This window comes from Rhodanobacter sp. DHG33, assembly GCF_014843005.1.
In the GTDB taxonomy this organism is placed as follows: Bacteria; Pseudomonadota; Gammaproteobacteria; order Xanthomonadales; family Rhodanobacteraceae; genus Rhodanobacter_A.
This window is the reverse complement of sequence record NZ_JACYXM010000004.1, coordinates 93,525-108,752: the sequence shown is the minus strand read 5'-3', so window position 1 is coordinate 108,752 and position 15,228 is coordinate 93,525. Positions and strand designations below refer to the sequence as shown.

14 protein-coding genes are annotated in these 15,228 nt (G+C 66.0%); 7 read left to right on the top strand and 7 right to left on the bottom strand.

Going from position 1 to position 15,228, the window contains the following annotated elements; translation table 11 throughout:
- Positions 1-221 precede the first annotated feature (221 nt).
- The 4 genes from IHE46_RS08375 to IHE46_RS08360 form a co-directional block, all read right to left on the bottom strand.
- A complete protein-coding gene (locus tag IHE46_RS08375) occupies positions 222-656 on the bottom strand; it encodes a hypothetical protein (protein WP_192164185.1) in 435 nt (144 codons plus the stop codon).
- A 92-nt stretch (positions 657-748) separates the two neighbouring features.
- On the bottom strand, positions 749-1,126 hold the full coding sequence (locus IHE46_RS08370) for a hypothetical protein (protein ID WP_192164184.1): 378 nt from the start codon (positions 1,124-1,126) through the stop codon (positions 749-751).
- A 115-nt stretch (positions 1,127-1,241) separates the two neighbouring features.
- Positions 1,242-1,622: a VOC family protein gene (locus tag IHE46_RS08365; RefSeq protein WP_192164183.1), complete on the bottom strand. Its 381-nt coding sequence runs from the start codon at positions 1,620-1,622 to the stop codon at positions 1,242-1,244.
- Positions 1,623-1,682: 60 nt separating this feature from the next.
- Complete coding sequence (locus tag IHE46_RS08360; RefSeq protein WP_192164182.1) at positions 1,683-3,941, bottom strand: glycoside hydrolase family 3 C-terminal domain-containing protein; 2,259 nt, start codon at positions 3,939-3,941, stop codon at positions 1,683-1,685.
- A gap of 161 nt (positions 3,942-4,102) precedes the next feature.
- On the opposite strand from IHE46_RS08360, the gene IHE46_RS08355 reads away from it, so the two are divergent.
- Positions 4,103-5,905: a peptide-N4-asparagine amidase gene (locus tag IHE46_RS08355; protein ID WP_225562910.1), complete on the top strand. Its 1,803-nt coding sequence runs from the start codon at positions 4,103-4,105 to the stop codon at positions 5,903-5,905.
- Positions 5,906-6,042: 137 nt separating this feature from the next.
- Here IHE46_RS08355 and IHE46_RS08350 read toward each other — a convergent pair whose 3' ends face one another.
- Both IHE46_RS08350 and IHE46_RS08345 read right to left on the bottom strand, forming a co-directional pair.
- Entirely contained in the window at positions 6,043-6,258 is a 216-nt protein-coding gene (locus tag IHE46_RS08350; RefSeq protein WP_192164181.1) for a hypothetical protein, read from the bottom strand.
- Positions 6,259-6,498: 240 nt separating this feature from the next.
- Positions 6,499-7,686, bottom strand: a complete 1,188-nt coding sequence (locus tag IHE46_RS08345; protein ID WP_225562909.1) for an amino acid deaminase — start codon at positions 7,684-7,686, stop codon at positions 6,499-6,501.
- 566 nt (positions 7,687-8,252) lie between these two features.
- Here IHE46_RS08345 and IHE46_RS08340 point away from each other — a divergent pair.
- Positions 8,253-9,836: a carbohydrate-binding protein gene (locus tag IHE46_RS08340; protein ID WP_192164179.1), complete on the top strand. Its 1,584-nt coding sequence runs from the start codon at positions 8,253-8,255 to the stop codon at positions 9,834-9,836.
- Positions 9,837-9,887: 51 nt separating this feature from the next.
- Here IHE46_RS08340 and pyrC read toward each other — a convergent pair whose 3' ends face one another.
- On the bottom strand, positions 9,888-10,925 hold the full coding sequence (gene pyrC / locus IHE46_RS08335) for a dihydroorotase (protein WP_192164178.1): 1,038 nt from the start codon (positions 10,923-10,925) through the stop codon (positions 9,888-9,890).
- Between the two features lie 159 nt (positions 10,926-11,084).
- Here pyrC and IHE46_RS08330 point away from each other — a divergent pair, with 159 nt between their 5' ends.
- The 5 genes from IHE46_RS08330 (at position 11,085) to IHE46_RS08310 (ending at position 14,874) form a co-directional block, all read left to right on the top strand.
- Complete coding sequence (locus IHE46_RS08330) at positions 11,085-11,675, top strand: 2'-5' RNA ligase family protein (RefSeq protein ID WP_192164177.1); 591 nt, start codon at positions 11,085-11,087, stop codon at positions 11,673-11,675.
- 80 nt (positions 11,676-11,755) lie between these two features.
- Positions 11,756-12,205 (top strand): helix-turn-helix transcriptional regulator, encoded by a 450-nt coding sequence (locus IHE46_RS08325; protein ID WP_192164176.1) that lies wholly within the window; start codon positions 11,756-11,758, stop codon positions 12,203-12,205.
- Positions 12,206-12,234: 29 nt separating this feature from the next.
- Entirely contained in the window at positions 12,235-12,645 is a 411-nt protein-coding gene (locus tag IHE46_RS08320; RefSeq protein ID WP_192164175.1) for a VOC family protein, read from the top strand.
- A 48-nt stretch (positions 12,646-12,693) separates the two neighbouring features.
- A complete protein-coding gene (locus tag IHE46_RS08315) occupies positions 12,694-13,179 on the top strand; it encodes a DUF1801 domain-containing protein (RefSeq protein ID WP_225562908.1) in 486 nt (161 codons plus the stop codon).
- 99 nt (positions 13,180-13,278) lie between these two features.
- Complete coding sequence (locus IHE46_RS08310; protein WP_192164174.1) at positions 13,279-14,874, top strand: carboxylesterase family protein; 1,596 nt, start codon at positions 13,279-13,281, stop codon at positions 14,872-14,874.
- The last annotated feature ends 354 nt before the right edge of the window (positions 14,875-15,228 follow it).

The following is a 15,228-nucleotide window of genomic DNA, read 5'->3' as shown; positions in this document are numbered from 1 at the left end:
GCCTTCCCTGTGGCAAGCGGGACCTGGGTGGGGCAAGACGGATATTGGGGAGGCATCGAACGTCGTTCGTCGGCGCTCTGATGGCTCAATGCCTTTCGCCGTTGCCAAGGGCAGTGGCCATTCCGAGTCGCGGGCGGTGGCGCCGCAAGTCATGAGCGCGCCAGTCCGCGCCCTGGGTCCATCGACTTCTCGGTCAGGGAGCAAGCCCGGCTTCGGCTCGATCAATGGTTTTGAAACCAGGCCGCCAATGTCTTTACGGCGTTGGCGTTCCCATCGAATGCGCAGCCAGTCACATCCAAGGAAAGCTTGGTGCCGTCGCTGCCCACTACCTCCAGCGTTTCGAAGACATCGTTGGGCGGAGGCGGGCAGGTCGAGGCTTGTTGCCTGGCCGCGTTGATCATTGCTTCCAGCTGAATCCATTCCTGATCCGACAGCTTGTAAGGAGCCATGGCCTTCGACCCTTCTTTCCGCACGATGCTGTGCGTCGCACGATCCGCCAGCCACTCCGAACCGCAGTTTTCGCCCGGTGGACACGGCCCCCATGCGCTGATGTAAGTGGCGCTCTTCCAGTTTGGATGTTCGTCGCCAGCAGCGTACCCGCTCGCCAACAGGGCAGAGGCGGCGGCGATAAATGGCAAAAGCCGGGAGGGGTTCATCCGATACTCTCCAAAAGCCGATGAGCCTCGAGGAAGGGTGGGCTTAGCGTCTGCCGATGGTGTTCGCCAATCTGAAATTTTTCTTCAAACGACTATAGGCGGTCTACGCTCTCAAGCGATATGTATCGCTCCGATCCTTTCACGGTAACAACGAGTGAAAATTGGACTAAGGAATCGCCGGCCAGGTAAGTCTGGCAGTCGATCGCCGCCAGTAACCCAGTGCTGCTTGTGGCCTCATTGTTGAAGTATTTGATGTCGATGTAAGACGGCAGGCGTTCTACGTTGTCCCACCCAGGCAATCTGTTGCAGAGATCGCTTTCGATGGCATCGGCTGGTGCTCTGCCATAAGCCAAGGCATAGCCAAAGCGTTCGGCGAGGACGGCAAAATCCCCTCGTTGTAGAAGCAGCGCGGCTTCTTTCGCGAACCGCTCGAGTGATTCCCGATCCGTTTCGGATGCCGATATGCGCATGCACCTTGCGTCCTATTTTTCGCTAGCGTCGAAGGTGGGTGTCTTGGGGATCAAGGAAAGGCTGCCAGCACCACGTAACTTGGACTCGATGTGCTTACCGACTGAGTAAAGAAATCTAATCCCAGCGATTGGCGTTCTTGGGAAACCCGGGCCGCTGCACGCGCACCACGCAGAACCGCTGCCCGGTGGGCGCCTGCATCACCACCCAACGCTCGAGGCGGTTGACGACCGTGGCGCCAAGCTTTTCCAGGCGAAGCACCTCCGCGGGGATGTCATCCGTCTCGATGTCGAGATGAACGCGGCTCTCGTGAGTGACGCGTTGAATCTGCACGATGGGCTCGTCGGGCGGCGTCTCCAGCATGCGGTAGTTGCCGCGCGTGCCGGGATGATCGGGATCGACGGCGCGCCCCAACGCCGCGGCCCAGAAGCCCGCGGCCTCATCGACATCGGGACTGTTGCAATCGATGAGCACGGCACAGAGTCGGGAGTGATGCATGGCCTGGACGCCTCTAGTTGGGAGCCGCCGCACCATCGCAATGGTGCGGCAGTACTCGTGTCATTGCGCGCCCGTGCAGGGTTGCGATGTGCCTGCCGGTGCCGCATCCGCGGCCCAGCTCGCCATGGGCAACGTCACCTTGCCGTCGCCCTGGAACGACGTCGCCGAATGCCCCAGCTGCAGCTGGTAGTCGCCCGCGGCCTGCTGCCAGTGCTGGCTCTTGCCGTCGAAGCTCACCAGCAGGCGCGGATCCGCAGCGACCGTGAGGTGTGCGGACTGGCCGGGCTTGAGGTTGATGCGACACCAGCCGGCCAGCCGCCGCACTTCGTTCGAGCCGGGCAGCGTCACATAGAGCTGCGGCACGTCCACACCTGCGCGCGTGCCGCGGTTGGTCACGGTGAACGAGGCGGTGACCTTGCCGTTCGCCACATGCGGTGCGAAACCGCTGTACTCGAAATGCGTATAGGTGAGGCCGTAGCCGAACGGGAACAGCGGTTCGAGATGCTTGCGCTGGTACCAGCGGTAACCCACGTCGGCGCCTTCGACGTCGTAGTCCACGTCCTGTGCCGGCTGACCCTGCGGGATCAGGCCGATGGAGGGGAGGCCGGCGCCGGGGATTTCCGGGCGCGGCAACTGCGATTCGTCGCGCGGCCAGGTCACCGGCAGGCGGCCGGAGGGATCGACCTCGCCGTACAGCAGCCGTGCGATGGCTTCGCCGCCACCGGCGCCGGGGTACCACGCTTCTAGCACGGCATCGACCTTGGCCAGCCACGGCATCGCGACCGGGCCGTTGTTTTCCAGCACCACGACGGTGTGCGGGTTGGCCTTGGCTACGGCCTCGACCAGCGCATCCTGGTTGCCCGGCAGGGCGAGGTGCGGCGCATCGAAACTTTCCGCCGCCCACTGTTCGACGAACACCACGGCGACCTTGGCCTGCGCGGCCAGTTTGGCGGCGGCGGCAATGTCGTCGCCGCTGATGTAGCTCACTGCGCCATGGGCGCGCTGCTTGATGGCGGCCAGCGGGGCGGAGGGTTGGTAGATGCGCGGCCCCGGCCATTCCGAGGGCGGCAGGCCCGGCACCGCGTTGCCCTGCGGCGACTGCACCGCCGAGGAACCGCCGCCGGTCAGCACGCCCTTGTCGGCATGGCCGCCGATCACCGCCATGGATTGCGCGGCGGACAGCGGCAGCAGCGCGTCCTGGTTGCGCAGCAGTACCGCACCGGCTTCCTCGGCGTGTTGCGCCACCTTGCGATCGGCGTCGAAGTCGATGGCCGACTGTGTGGCCGGATGGTCCATCACGCCGGTCGCGAACAGGCTGCGCAGGATGCGCCGGGCCATGTCGTCGATGCGCGCTTGCGGCACCTCGCCGGAGGCCACGGCGGCGCGCAGCGGCTTGTCGAAGTACACCTCCTTGTCGAAGGTTTCGCCGGCTGATTCCTGGTCCAGCCCGGCCAGTGCGGATTTCGCGGCGCTGTGCACCGCGCCCCAGTCCGACATCACGAAGCCGGGGTAGTGCCAGTCGCGTTTCAGCACATCGTTGAGCAGCCAGTCGTTCTCGCAGGCGTAGGTTGCGTTGATGCGGTTGTAGGAGCACATCACCGAGCCGGGGTGACCGGCCGCGATGGCGATCTCGAAGGCGAGCAGGTCGGACTCGCGTGCGGCGGTCTTGTCGATGTTCGAGCTCACCGCGTTGCGGTTGGTTTCGAGATCGTTGAGCGCGTAGTGCTTGATGGTGGAAACGAGGTGCTGGCTCTGGATGCCGGCGATGGCGTTGCCGGCGATCAGGCCCGCCAGCAGCGGGTCCTCGCCCGCGTATTCGAAATTGCGGCCGTTGCGCGGGTCGCGCACCAGGTCCACGCCGCCGGCCAGCATCACGTTGAAGCCGCGGCGGTGCGCCTCGCCGCCGATCATCGCGCCGCCGGCATAGGCCACCGCCGGATCGAAACTGGCTGCCGTCGACAAGCCCGAAGGCAGCGCGGTGGCGCCGATCTTCAGTGGTTTGGCCACGCCGAGGCCGGCGTCGCTTTCCTGGATGGCAGGGAGGCCCAGCCGCGCGATCGCCGGGCCGTAGCCGGCGGAACCCAGCGCGCCCGGCGCCATGACATGACCGTTCTCGGTGTCGCCGAAGTCGACGCGGATGAGGCGGAACTTCTCGTCCTGCGTCATCGCCTTCAGCACGAGTGCGGCGCGCTGGTCGGGCGTCAGTTTGGGGTTCATCCATGGGTGCGCATCGCTCCCTGTGGCGGCGGCACAGGTTCCGCCGAATGCCAGTAGGGCCATGCCGATGAAGGATGCGGTGCGAGTCTTGCGAAGTCTCATGACGTCCCCAGTCGTTTTGCCTGCCAGGACGCAAGCATGCGCACAGCATGCATGGGATGACAAGCGTGCCATGCCCGATCTTTGCGTTACCCTGCGGTGAAGTTGCTCGGGAGCAGGTGGTGATGAAGAGGCAGATGGAAAGCATGGGGCGCGGATGGTCGATGGCCGTCCTGATGGCGGCGTGTGCCGCTCCGCTGGCGGGATATGCGGCGACAGCGCAATACGAGATCGGCTCGCGCGTGGTGGCCACGGCCGAGCTGCCGGTATCGCGGCCTGCGGGCAAACCGTGCGTGGCGGCGCTGTTCTCGCACGAAGCCTTCGACGACCAGGGCGACGGTTCGTCGATGGAAGCCCGTCCGCATGCCTTCCATTTCGCGCCGCCCGCGGGATGCAGCGGCCCGTGGAGCAAGGTGGTGCTGGAGGCGGACTTCTCGGTGCCGGCCGGCCGCCAGTTCGACCGCACCGCGGCCCTGTGGCTGGGCGGCGTGAATCTCTACTTCGGCACCACCATCGAACCCGAGCCGGGCGTCGCGCAGCACTGGCATGTCGAGCGCGATCTCAGCGACTACGCCGCGCTGTTCCGACAGGCGCAGGCGGGGCAGATGATCCTCAATAACTGGATAAGCCCCGCGACCAGCCAGCCGATCTACCTGGACATGCGCCTGGTGTTCTATCCGGCGGCCGACGGGCAGCCGGCCGTGGCAGCCGCTGACCGCGTCTATCCGATGAGCGCCGATCCGCGTGGCCAGCAGGCCGCGCTCGACAATCCGCAGCAGAGCTTGTCGCGCGAAATCACTTTCCCGCGCAACGTGGAGCGCGCGTATCTCGACGTGATCGCGCAAAGCCAGGGATTCGACGAGCGCTGGTACATCTGCGTGGACAAGCCTTATCTGGAGAAGACGCGCGACTACTCGCTGGAGTCGTTCGAAGCCTGCGACGGCGGCAGCTTCCGCGGCGTGGAAGTGCTGGTGGATGGCCAGCCGGCCGGGCTGGCGCCGGTGTATCCCTGGATATTCACCGGCGGCATCGAGCCGCGCCTGTGGTTGCCCACGCCAGCCTTCCAGACGGCCAACTTCATTCCGACGCGGGTGGACCTGACGCCGTTCGCCGGCCTGTTCGACGATGGCAAGCCGCATGCGGTGGCGGTGCGCGTGCCGGGTGCACACCATTTCTTCAACGTGGCGGCGAACCTGCTGGTCTATCTCGATCCGAAGGCCAGCCAGTTGAGCGGCGAGGTGACGCAGAACACCCTGGCGGCGCAGCAACCCGCCGGGCTGGTGGTGCACGACACCCTGCATGCCGATGCCGCGGGCCGCACCGTGGGCACGATAGACACCGACCAGTCGCAATCCGGAACGATCGCCGGGCGCCTGCACACGCCGCACGGCGATCTGACCACCACCGTGCAGTACACCGGCGGCTTCCACAATCACATGAATTTTTCGCGGCCGGGCGACAAGCGTTACGACGAAACCGTCGACCAGGTAGGCACCATGAAAGTGGTCATGGAGCGCCGGCTGGATGGCAAGCATCTGGACGGCTATATGGTGGAACAGCGTGATCCGCTGTATCTCTCGGTGCAGAAGACCATGATCACCACGGGGCAGGACTTCACCGCCTTCGTGGCGATGAAGCAGGGCCATCGCATCGAGACCCGGCGCACGGACACGAAGGGCGCGGACTACCATGGGCTGCTGGACGAAAATCTCGCCACCCGCGACCACGCACCGGGCAAACCCATTCCCGATCCGCTGGACCATACCGACTTCGCGTACAACGAAGTGGGCGACGAGCAGGCGACGTTTACCGACTCGCTGGGCAGTTGCTACCGCACGGCCATCCAGTCGCGTGACGGGCGGCTGATCAAGGCGAGCGAAGGGGCTGGGTGCCCCGGCAACGCCAACCGCTTGGACGGCCGTTCGCGTCCCGACCATCCGTGGTTGATGCCGCTGGATCCGAAGTAGCCGGATCCAGCCCGAGGCTCCGCTTCGTGCCAAACGTGGAAATCGCGAAGGTTTGCAACCGGCGCCGCAGGCAGGGACTTGCCGCCCGCACATCCGGCCAGCGGCTGCCGGCTGCAAGCCATCGCGATCTCAGGGGATTACCGGCGCCGGTGGCGGGGCGGGGCGAACAGGCGGCGCTGGCCGAGGCACAGCACCAGATACAGCGACGACAGCGCGAGTCCGCGCCACGTTCCGGCATCGCTGCCGGCGCGCAGCATCAGTTCGGCGACGGAAAGCGCGAACAGCCCTATCGCGAGGGCGATGCCGGCGATGCGCCAGCCGAACCTGCGTGAATTGTGCGAGGCGATGTCCATGCGGGCATTGTCGAGGGGGCCTCGTAAAGATGCGATATCGCGCCGCTCAAGGTGCGTATAGATCGCATAAAGAAGCGCATCGTTGCGATCAAGGCTTGAAGGATCGGCCGCCCATCTGCATTCATCGTTGCACGGGTCTTGCCGTCCGCATCATGCGGATGGCGCATCGCGGCTCGAGCAGGGAGCTGCGGATCATCGCCGCGGATACTAAGACACCGTTTGCCTGAAGGTCGGCGGCCGCTAGAAAAAGGTGGGCATCGCTTCCAGCACCCGCAGTTCGTCATCGACGCGCAGGATCTGCCGCCATTTGTCGAACGTCAGGCAGGGGTGGGACGCGCCGAAGGAAAGGATGTCGCCGATGCGCAGGTCGAGGCCGTCGGGGATCACGAGCATGGTGTGCTGGTCCATCACCTTGCGCACGGCGCAGTGCCGCAGCGGTTGTGCGGGTTCGCCGGTACGGTGCCGTTGCAGCGGGATGGGCAAGTCGGGGTCGCAGGAGATGTCGCGTTTGCCCATCGCGATCACCGCTTGGCCGGGCTCGGGCAGCGACTGCACATGGGCGAACACCGCCAGCGCGGGTTGCAGGTTGCCTTCGAGTTCCGGATGCCGCGCCTTCACTTCGGCCAGCGCATCGAGGTACGAGCGATGGTCGTGGGCGACGTAGCAGCCGGGTCGCAGCACGGGCGTGCAGCGTTCGCGCAGGTCCGCCTGGTCGAACGCCTCGGCGATCAGGTCGAACCATTGCGAACCCGCCGCGGTGACGATCGGCTTGCGACCGGCAAACGCACGCGAATCCATGAGCGCGCGCAAGGTGGCGACGAGTTGCCCGGCGTAGGCGCGGACGCGATCGACGGCGTGCTCGCCGCCGATCAATCCTTCGTAGCCTTCGATGCCGCAGAGCGTGACGGCGGGCGCGGCCGCGATGGCATCGACCAGGGCGGCGAGGGCGGATGTGTCGCGCACTCCGCAGCGGCCGCCGGATACGCCGAATTCGATCAGCACCTGCACGGTCAAACAGCGTTTTCCGAAGAACTGATTCAGCGCCTCGACATTGGCCGCGCTGTCGACCAGGCAGCAGTAGTCCGCGCCGCGTTCGATCAGGCCGGCGACGATAGTCATGTTGGGTCCGCCGACGAGCTGGTTCGCCATCAGCAGGCGTGCGACGCCATGTTCGAAGGCCGCGGCGCACTGGGTCGCCGTGGCCAGCGTGATGCCCCAAGCACCGGCGTCGAGCTGGCGCCGGAACAGCGCCGGCGTCATCGTGGTCTTGCCGTGCGGCGCGAGTTGCGCGCCGTGATCGTCGGCGAAGCGCTGCATCCACGCGATGTTGTTGGCCAGCGCCGGTTCGGAGATTACTGCAGCCGGCAGGCTCACGCCTTCGAGCAGCGACTGGCCGGTAATGGTGCTGCCTTTTTCGAGCTGCGGCATGTGGGGAGCCATGGAATCGGTTCGATGATCTCGGGGAGTGCGCCAGTTTTGCCCCATGCGGAATGGCGCGCAATGGCCGCTGAGTGGCGCGATCCAAAAGCTTTGGGCTCGCGCTCTGGTCTGCGCGCGTCGCCGAATTGGCTGGTGCCGCCCGTGGGCAATGCCGTTTCAGTCACTTTCAGACAACGGTGTCACGAAAGTCCTCGACAAGTCGCATTGGACGTCCAAACGTCTGAATCGATCTAGTTGCGACGCACCATTGCGGTCATGCTGAAAATGCCGCTTTTCCGTCGGCATGGACGCTGCATCGCAGTAATTTTCACGCGATCTTCGAGCTAGGCAACTTCCATCGTCTGCGTTGCGTTTCCACGATGGCGATCACAGTTTGCGTCGTCCAATTTAGACAACGTTGTCATTACGAGACATCCAGGCGCCGCCGTTCCGGTTTCGGCAGGCCGTGGCGGGCAGGGTGTTCGAACAGGGGAGTACCGCCAGGGACCGCAAGCCGTTCGCCACGGAGAAGACCTTTCGCCTCAAGTAACGCAACTCAACCAGGAGACGCTTTCATGCACATGAAGAAGTCGGTTGTTTGGCTACGCACGGCACTCAACGCAGTCGGTACCACCGCAGGTGGCGCGATGGCGATGAGTTTGATGACGGTGGCACCCGTGCAGGCGGTGCATGCGCAAACCACGACGGCCTGTGCGGCAGCGTGGAATGCGAGCACCGCCTATAACGGTGGCGCCGTCGTCAGTGAGAACGGCACCAACTACGTCGCCAACTGGTGGACGCAGGGCAACGATCCGAGTACCAACAGCGGCGCGACCGGTTCGGGCGAGCCCTGGACCTCGCAGGGCGCGTGCGGCGGTTCGAGTTCCGGCTCCGGTTCGAGCGGCAGCGGCGGCTCCAGCGGCAGCGGCAGCGGCTCGGGAGGCACCTGCGCCGCCGCGTGGAATGCGGGCACGGCCTACAACGGTGGTGCCGTGGCCAGCGAGAACAGCATCAACTACGTCGCCAACTGGTGGACGCAGGGCAACGATCCGGCCACCAACAGCGGCGCGACCGGTTCGGGCGAGCCCTGGACTTCGCAGGGTGCGTGCAGCGGCGGCAGCTCTTCCGGTGGCGGTTCGAGCGGCGGCGGCAGCAGCGGCGGTGGCGGCACCACTGGCGGTGGCGGCACGGCGAATCCGCCGGGCACCGGCGCCAACCTGTTGTTCAGTCCGTACAAGGACGTGACGATCAACATGAACTGGAACACCGACACCATGCAGACCGACGCGGCGACCGGCTCGGCGATTCCGGTGGTCGGCGCGGGCAGCCTCTATTCGAACTATGTGTCCAACCTCAGCGCGATCACGCTGGCCTTCGCCACTGGCGAATGCGGCAGCGAGAACTGGGGCGGCGTGCCGGGCGCGAGTTTCGCCAGCGCCAATATCCCGGCACTGTCCAGCGCGGGGCTGCCCTATGTGGTCTCCACGGGCGGGCAGGCGGGCACCTTCACCTGCGGCAGCACGGCGAACTTCGCCACCTTCCTGTCGCGCTACATGTCGCCGCAGATGGTGGGCGTGGACTTCGACATCGAGGGCGGCCAGTCGCAGGCCGACATCAACAACCTGGTGGCGGCCGCGGTCTACGGCCAGTCGCTGTATCCCAACCTGCGTTTCTCGTTCACCGTGGCCACGCTGGGCGCGTCGGACGGCAGCTACGGCGGCGTGAACAGCCTGGGCGACGAGGTAGTAAAGGCGGTGAAGGCCTCCACGCTCAGCAACTACACCATCAACCTGATGACGATGGATTACGGCGCGGCCGGCTCCAGCGTGTGCGTGGTGTCGAACGGTTCGTGCGACATGGCGCAGACGGCGATCCAGGCGGCAGTGAACCTGGAGCACACCTACGGCATCTCGCCGAACAAGATCGAGCTGACCCCGATGATCGGCGTCAACGATGTCTCGAGCGAGAATTTCACCGTCGCCAACGCCGGCACACTGACCAGCTACGCCGTTTCCAATGGCCTGGCAGGCATCCACTTCTGGTCGCTGGACCGCGACACGCCGTGCAGCCAGACCACCGCGTCGCCGACCTGCAACTCCGTGTCGACCAGCACGCCGCTGCAGTACACCAAGAGCTTCCTTGGCGATCTGGGGCGGTAATCCAGGAAGGGTTCGTCACGGGCACTGCAGCAATGCAGTGCCCGTTTTCGATCAGGCGATCGACCAAGCCACGGTCTGCCCCGCGCGGAACGGCACGCATCGGCTTTCGCCGAAGGGGAAAGTATCGGGCACCGTCCACGGCTTGCGTTCCAGCACGATGGTGTCGGTGTTGCGCGGCAGGCGGTAGAAGTCCGGGCCGTGGAAGCTGGCGAAGGCTTCGAGCCTGTCCAGCTTGCCGGCCTGCTCGAAAGCCTCGGCGTACAGTTCGATGGCGGCGTGCGCGGTATAGATGCCGGCGCAGCCGCAGGCGGCTTCCTTGGCTTCCTGCGCATGTGGCGCGCTGTCGGTGCCGAGGAAGAAATGCGTGTCGCCGCCGGTGGCGGCTTCTACCAAGGCGGTGCGGTGCGTTTCGCGTTTCAGCACGGGCAGGCAGTAGTGGTGCGGACGGATGCCGCCCTCGAAGATCGCGTTGCGGTTCAGCAGCAGATGGTGCGCGGTGATGGTGGCGCCCACGTGCGCGGGTGCCTCGCGGATGAACTCCACGGCGGCGCGCGTGGTGATGTGCTCCAGCACCATGCGCAGGTTGGGGTAACGCTCGCGCAGCGGGATCAGGTGGCGCTCGATGAAGGCATGCTCGCGGTCGAAGATGTCCACGGTCGGGTCGGTGACTTCGCCGTGCATCAGCAGCGGCAGGCCCTGTTGTTCCATCGCCTCCAGCACGGGATACACGTGCGCCAGGTCGCGCACGCCAGCCTGCGAGTTGGTGGTGGCGCCGGCGGGGTAGTACTTCACCGCATGCACGATGCCGCTGGCCTTGGCGCGTGCGATTTCCTCCGGCGTGGTGGCTTCGGTGAGGTACAGCGTCATCAGCGGCTGGAAATGCGTATCCGCCGGCAGGCCGGCGAGGATGCGGCGGCGGTAGTCCTCGGCCTGGGTCACCGTGGTCACCGGCGGCTTGAGGTTGGGCATCACGATGGCGCGCGCGAACTGCCGCGCAGTATCGGCCACCACCGAACCCAGCGCGGCGCCATCGCGCAGGTGCAGGTGCCAGTCGTCGGGACGGGTGATTTCGAGGCGCGCGGACGACATGGCGGCAAAGCTCCGGGGATTCGGGAGAGGGTGGGCGGCAGCCTCAGGACGCGTTAGTGGGCGTACACCGCCGGGCGGGTGTGTATGGTATCGGAACGAGACCGAGGCGTCGCCGCCGGCCGCGGCGCATGGCTTTGCGCGCATGTGCGAAAGTGGCGCATGGACGATCTCTTCCCCACATCGTTGCAGCCGGATGCCGTCGACCTTGACGTCTTGCCGCATCAGGCGACCGTGTTCTTCGCGATTTATCCGTCGGCGGAGGATTTGCCACGTGTGACGGCCTGGCAGCGGCGCATCTGCGGGCGCACCGGTGTCGCGCTTCGGCCGCCCAGGTTGCTGCATGTCAGCGTTGCGCTCTGCGGTACTCCGCGGCGATTGCTGCAGCCCCTGCGCGAGGCTTTGCGCTTCGTTGCCGAACGATTCACCTCTTCAGCCTTCGAGCTCACGCTGGATACGGCGACGGGCGGCTTCGGCAAGGATGGGCGTGCCTTCGTCGCGCTGGCGGATGCGGCCGGTGCACGCGCCGTGCACGGCTTGCGCGTGGCCCTGGCCGAAGCGCAGCAGCACGTCGGCCTCGTGGCGACGCGTGGCATGAGCGAGGCGCACCTCACGCTCGGCTATGGCGACGGCCTGCCGGCCGAGCGCAGGTCGGTCGAGCCGCTGAGCTTCCGCGTCGCGGCGGTCGACCTGGTGGCCAGCTTTGAGGGTCGCTCGGAACACAGGCTTCTCGAGCGCTGGCCATTGAGATGAAGCATTTCCTGTACGGTGCGCATCCGTAGAACGGGCCCTGCCGCTTGAGGGTCGCCGGCCGGAGTGGGACGATTCCCCCGATGAGCGACAAGCCTGCTCCGCCTCAGCATCTGCGTGACCTCGCCCGATTGCGCCGCGTGCGCGACCGCATCGACCGCGAATACGCCCAGCCGCTGGACGTCGAGTCGCTGGCGAACGCCATCGGCATGTCGGCCGGGCATCTCAGCCGCCAGTTCAAGCTCGCCTTCGGCGAGTCGCCGTACAGCTATCTGATGACGCGGCGCATCGAGCGCGCGATGGCGCTGCTGCGCCGCGGCGACCTCAGCGTCACCGAGGTCTGCTTCACGGTGGGCTGTGCCTCGCTGGGCACCTTCAGCACCCGCTTCAACGAATTGGTCGGCATGTCGCCCGGCGTCTACCGGCGCGAGGCGGCGCGCGCGACGGCGGGGCTGCCGTCCTGCATCGCGCGGCAGGTGACGCGACCGATCAGGAATCGAGAAGCGCCGGCCACCGAACCGGACCTAGCATGACGTCTCCACCCACGCTCCCCAGGACAGTCATGGACATCAACATTCACGCCAGCTTTCTCCCGCACAGCGATCCGGATGCTTCGCTGGCGTTCTATCGCGACACGCTCGGCTTCGAGGTGCGCAACGACGTCGGCTACAACGGCATGCGCTGGATCACGGTCGGTCCCGTCGACCAGCCCGGCACCGCCATCGTGCTGTACCCGCCGGTCGCCAGCTCCGGCGTCACCGACGACGAGAAGCGCACCATCGCCGAGATGATGGCCAAGGGCACCTTCGCGATCATGCTGCTGGCCACGAAGGATCTCGACGCCGCGTTCGAGAAGATCCAGGCCAGCGGCGCCGAGATCGTCGAGGAGCCGACCATGCAGCCGTACGGCGTACGCGACTGCGCGATCCGCGATCCCGCAGGCAACCTGCTGCGCGTGCAGGAACGGCGCTGAGCCTTTCGATATCGACCACTCCGAATCGATCACTCCGAGGAATTTCCGATGAGCCCTGCTGCAAAGAAACCCGCAAAGAAAGCCCCATCCAAGACCGCCGCGGCATCCGGCAAGAAAGCCACCTTCAGCGCCGAGGAAAAGGCGGCGATGAAGGCCTATGCCCAGGAACTGAAGGCGCAGGCGCGCGCCGACAGGACCAGGGAGGACGGCGAGCGCGAAGTGCTGGCGGCGATCGCCAAGATGCCGCAGGCCGATCGCACCCTGGCTACACGGGTCCATGCCCTCGTCAAGGCCCATGCCCCGGCACTGGTGCCGAAGACCTGGTACGGCATGCCGGCGTATACCCTCGACGAGAAAGTCGTCTGCTTCTTCAAGGATGCGCTGAAGTTCAAGGACCGGTACGCCACCCTCGGCTTCAACGACAAGGCCAAGCTCGACGATGGCGCCATGTGGCCCACCGCATTCGCGCTCAAGACCATCAATGCCGACGTGGAGAAGCGCATCGCCGCGCTGCTGAAGAAGGCGTTGGGCTGAGCGGTCCATTCCCGGCCGACATGCGGGCGGCGGGATGTTTCCCGCTCGCCCGACGATCTCCTTAAGATGGGGCTTTGCTCCCGACCAAGGCAGCTCGCCATGCGCAAGGCTCTTCCGTGTTCGTACCGCGTCCTTCTGGGGCTGGCGCTCGCATCGCCCGCGCCATGGGCCGCAGCCGCCGATGCGGCACCCACGGTGCACATCGACACCGGCAGCCTGTCGGGCATCCACAACGCCAAGGCCGGACTGGACGAGTTCAAGGGCATCCCGTATGCCGCGCCGCCGGTGGGTGCATTGCGCTGGAAGCCGCCGCAGGCCGCAGCTGCGTGGAGCGGCGTGCGCGCGGCCGACCGCTTCGGCCCACGCTGCATGCAGCGGCCGCTGTACGGCGACATGGTGTTCCGCTCCAACGGCATGAGCGAGGATTGCCTCTACCTCAACGTGTGGACGCCCGCGCATCGGGAAAAAGGCAAGCTGCCGGTGCTGGTGTATTTCTACGGCGGCAGCCTGCTGGCGGGCGATGGATCGGAGCTGCGCTACGACGGGGCCAGCCTGGCGCAGCACGGCATCGTCACCGTCACGGTGAACTTCCGCCTCGATGTGTTCGGCCTGCTCGCCTTGCCCGCACTGGCGGCCGAGTCGCCGCAGCGCGCCACCGGCAACTACAGCCTGATGGACATGACGGCGGCACTGCGCTGGGTGCACGACAACATCGCCGCGTTCGGCGGCGACCCGGCACAGGTCACCATCGGCGGCGAATCGGCCGGTTCGATGGCGGTGTCGGCACTGATGGCCTCGCCGATGGCGAAGGGGCTGATGCAGCGCGCGATCGGCGAGAGCGGCGCGGTGCTCGGCAACCTCAAGCCGATGTCGCTGGCCGAAGCCGAGCAGAAGGGCACCGATTTCATGCGCAAGGTAGGCGCGCACTCGCTGGCGGACCTGCGCGCGATGCCGGCGGACGAACTGATGAAGGCGCTCGGCACCTCGGACAGCGGCGGCTTCGACATGACCATCGATGGCGCCGTGCTGCCGCGCTCGCCGGAAGACATCTACGCTGCGGGCGAGCAGGCGCACATCCCGCTGCTGGTCGGCTCGAACTCGCAGGAAGGTTTCTACGCGGGTCTGCTCGACCAGCAGGCGCCCACGCCGGCCAACTATCGCGCCGCCGTGCAGCAGCAGGTCGGAGCGGCCCATGTGGACGAGGCGCTTAAGCTCTACCCGGGCAACGACGAAGCCGAGGTGAAGGCCTCAGGCACCGCACTGTCGGGCGACCAGTTCATCGCCTTCTCCACCTGGCGCTGGATGGATTGGCAGTACCGCACCGGCGATGCGCCGGTCTATTACTACTACTTCGACCAGCCGCGTCCCGCGAAGCGCGATGGCAGCGCGGGCCCGGGCACCGGCGCGGTGCACAGCGGCGAGATCGAATATGCGCTGGGCAACCTCGCCGGCAACGATGTCTATGCGTGGACCGACACCGACCGCCGTGTCTCCGCCACGATGGAAGGCTACTGGGCCAACTTCATCAAGACCGGCGACCCCAACGGCGCAGGCCTGCCGCATTGGCCCGCCGTGGCTGCGAAGGACGGGGGCCTGCTGCGCCAGGCGATCGGTGCGGACACGCACAGCTTCGTCGACCACAAGGCGCCGCGGTACGAGTTCCTGCAGCGCGTGGAGCCGGATGCACATCTGTAGGATGCCGCCCAACAATCTCCTCGGATTCTTGCAGCAAAAGCTTTTTAGATCCGTTTGTCAGCGGCTCCGGTTCGCCTGGAGCCACGGGCGTTATGCCCTCAGTTTTCAGATACGGCGCGGAGTGGCCGCTGTGCAGGACGTGTCGCCGTGAGTGGTTCCAACCTCCTTGACACAGCCTGCTCGTAGTTCCGGCGGATTGAATCAGGCCATTTCTCTGGGTTACTTCTCTTTGGGCCAGCAAAGAGAAGTAACTCGGGCGCCGGCAGGCGACCGAAACCGCTCCGTTACTTGCGATAGCGCAGAACCTTCTGTCTGCAAATCGGCGAGCGTCGATCAATGCTAATGATGAGCAGG

Excerpts from the sequence above, each read along its gene's own strand:
- IHE46_RS08320 (WP_192164175.1), top strand. The coding sequence starts at position 12,235 with ATGGACATCAACATTCACGCCAGCTTTCTCCCGCACAGCGATCCGGAT.
- IHE46_RS08360 (WP_192164182.1), bottom strand. The coding sequence starts at position 3,941 with ATGAGACTTCGCAAGACTCGCACCGCATCCTTCATCGGCATGGCCCTA.
- IHE46_RS08375 (WP_192164185.1), bottom strand. The coding sequence starts at position 656 with ATGAACCCCTCCCGGCTTTTGCCATTTATCGCCGCCGCCTCTGCCCTG.
- pyrC (WP_192164178.1), bottom strand. The coding sequence starts at position 10,925 with ATGTCGTCCGCGCGCCTCGAAATCACCCGTCCCGACGACTGGCACCTG.
- IHE46_RS08340 (WP_192164179.1), top strand. The coding sequence starts at position 8,253 with ATGCACATGAAGAAGTCGGTTGTTTGGCTACGCACGGCACTCAACGCA.
- IHE46_RS08325 (WP_192164176.1), top strand. The coding sequence starts at position 11,756 with ATGAGCGACAAGCCTGCTCCGCCTCAGCATCTGCGTGACCTCGCCCGA.
- IHE46_RS08350 (WP_192164181.1), bottom strand. The coding sequence starts at position 6,258 with ATGGACATCGCCTCGCACAATTCACGCAGGTTCGGCTGGCGCATCGCC.
- IHE46_RS08330 (WP_192164177.1), top strand. The coding sequence starts at position 11,085 with ATGGACGATCTCTTCCCCACATCGTTGCAGCCGGATGCCGTCGACCTT.
- IHE46_RS08355 (WP_225562910.1), top strand. The coding sequence starts at position 4,103 with ATGGCCGTCCTGATGGCGGCGTGTGCCGCTCCGCTGGCGGGATATGCG.
- IHE46_RS08310 (WP_192164174.1), top strand. The coding sequence starts at position 13,279 with ATGCGCAAGGCTCTTCCGTGTTCGTACCGCGTCCTTCTGGGGCTGGCG.
- IHE46_RS08365 (WP_192164183.1), bottom strand. The coding sequence starts at position 1,622 with ATGCATCACTCCCGACTCTGTGCCGTGCTCATCGATTGCAACAGTCCC.
- IHE46_RS08345 (WP_225562909.1), bottom strand. The coding sequence starts at position 7,686 with ATGCCGCAGCTCGAAAAAGGCAGCACCATTACCGGCCAGTCGCTGCTC.
- IHE46_RS08315 (WP_225562908.1), top strand. The coding sequence starts at position 12,694 with ATGAGCCCTGCTGCAAAGAAACCCGCAAAGAAAGCCCCATCCAAGACC.
- IHE46_RS08370 (WP_192164184.1), bottom strand. The coding sequence starts at position 1,126 with ATGCGCATATCGGCATCCGAAACGGATCGGGAATCACTCGAGCGGTTC.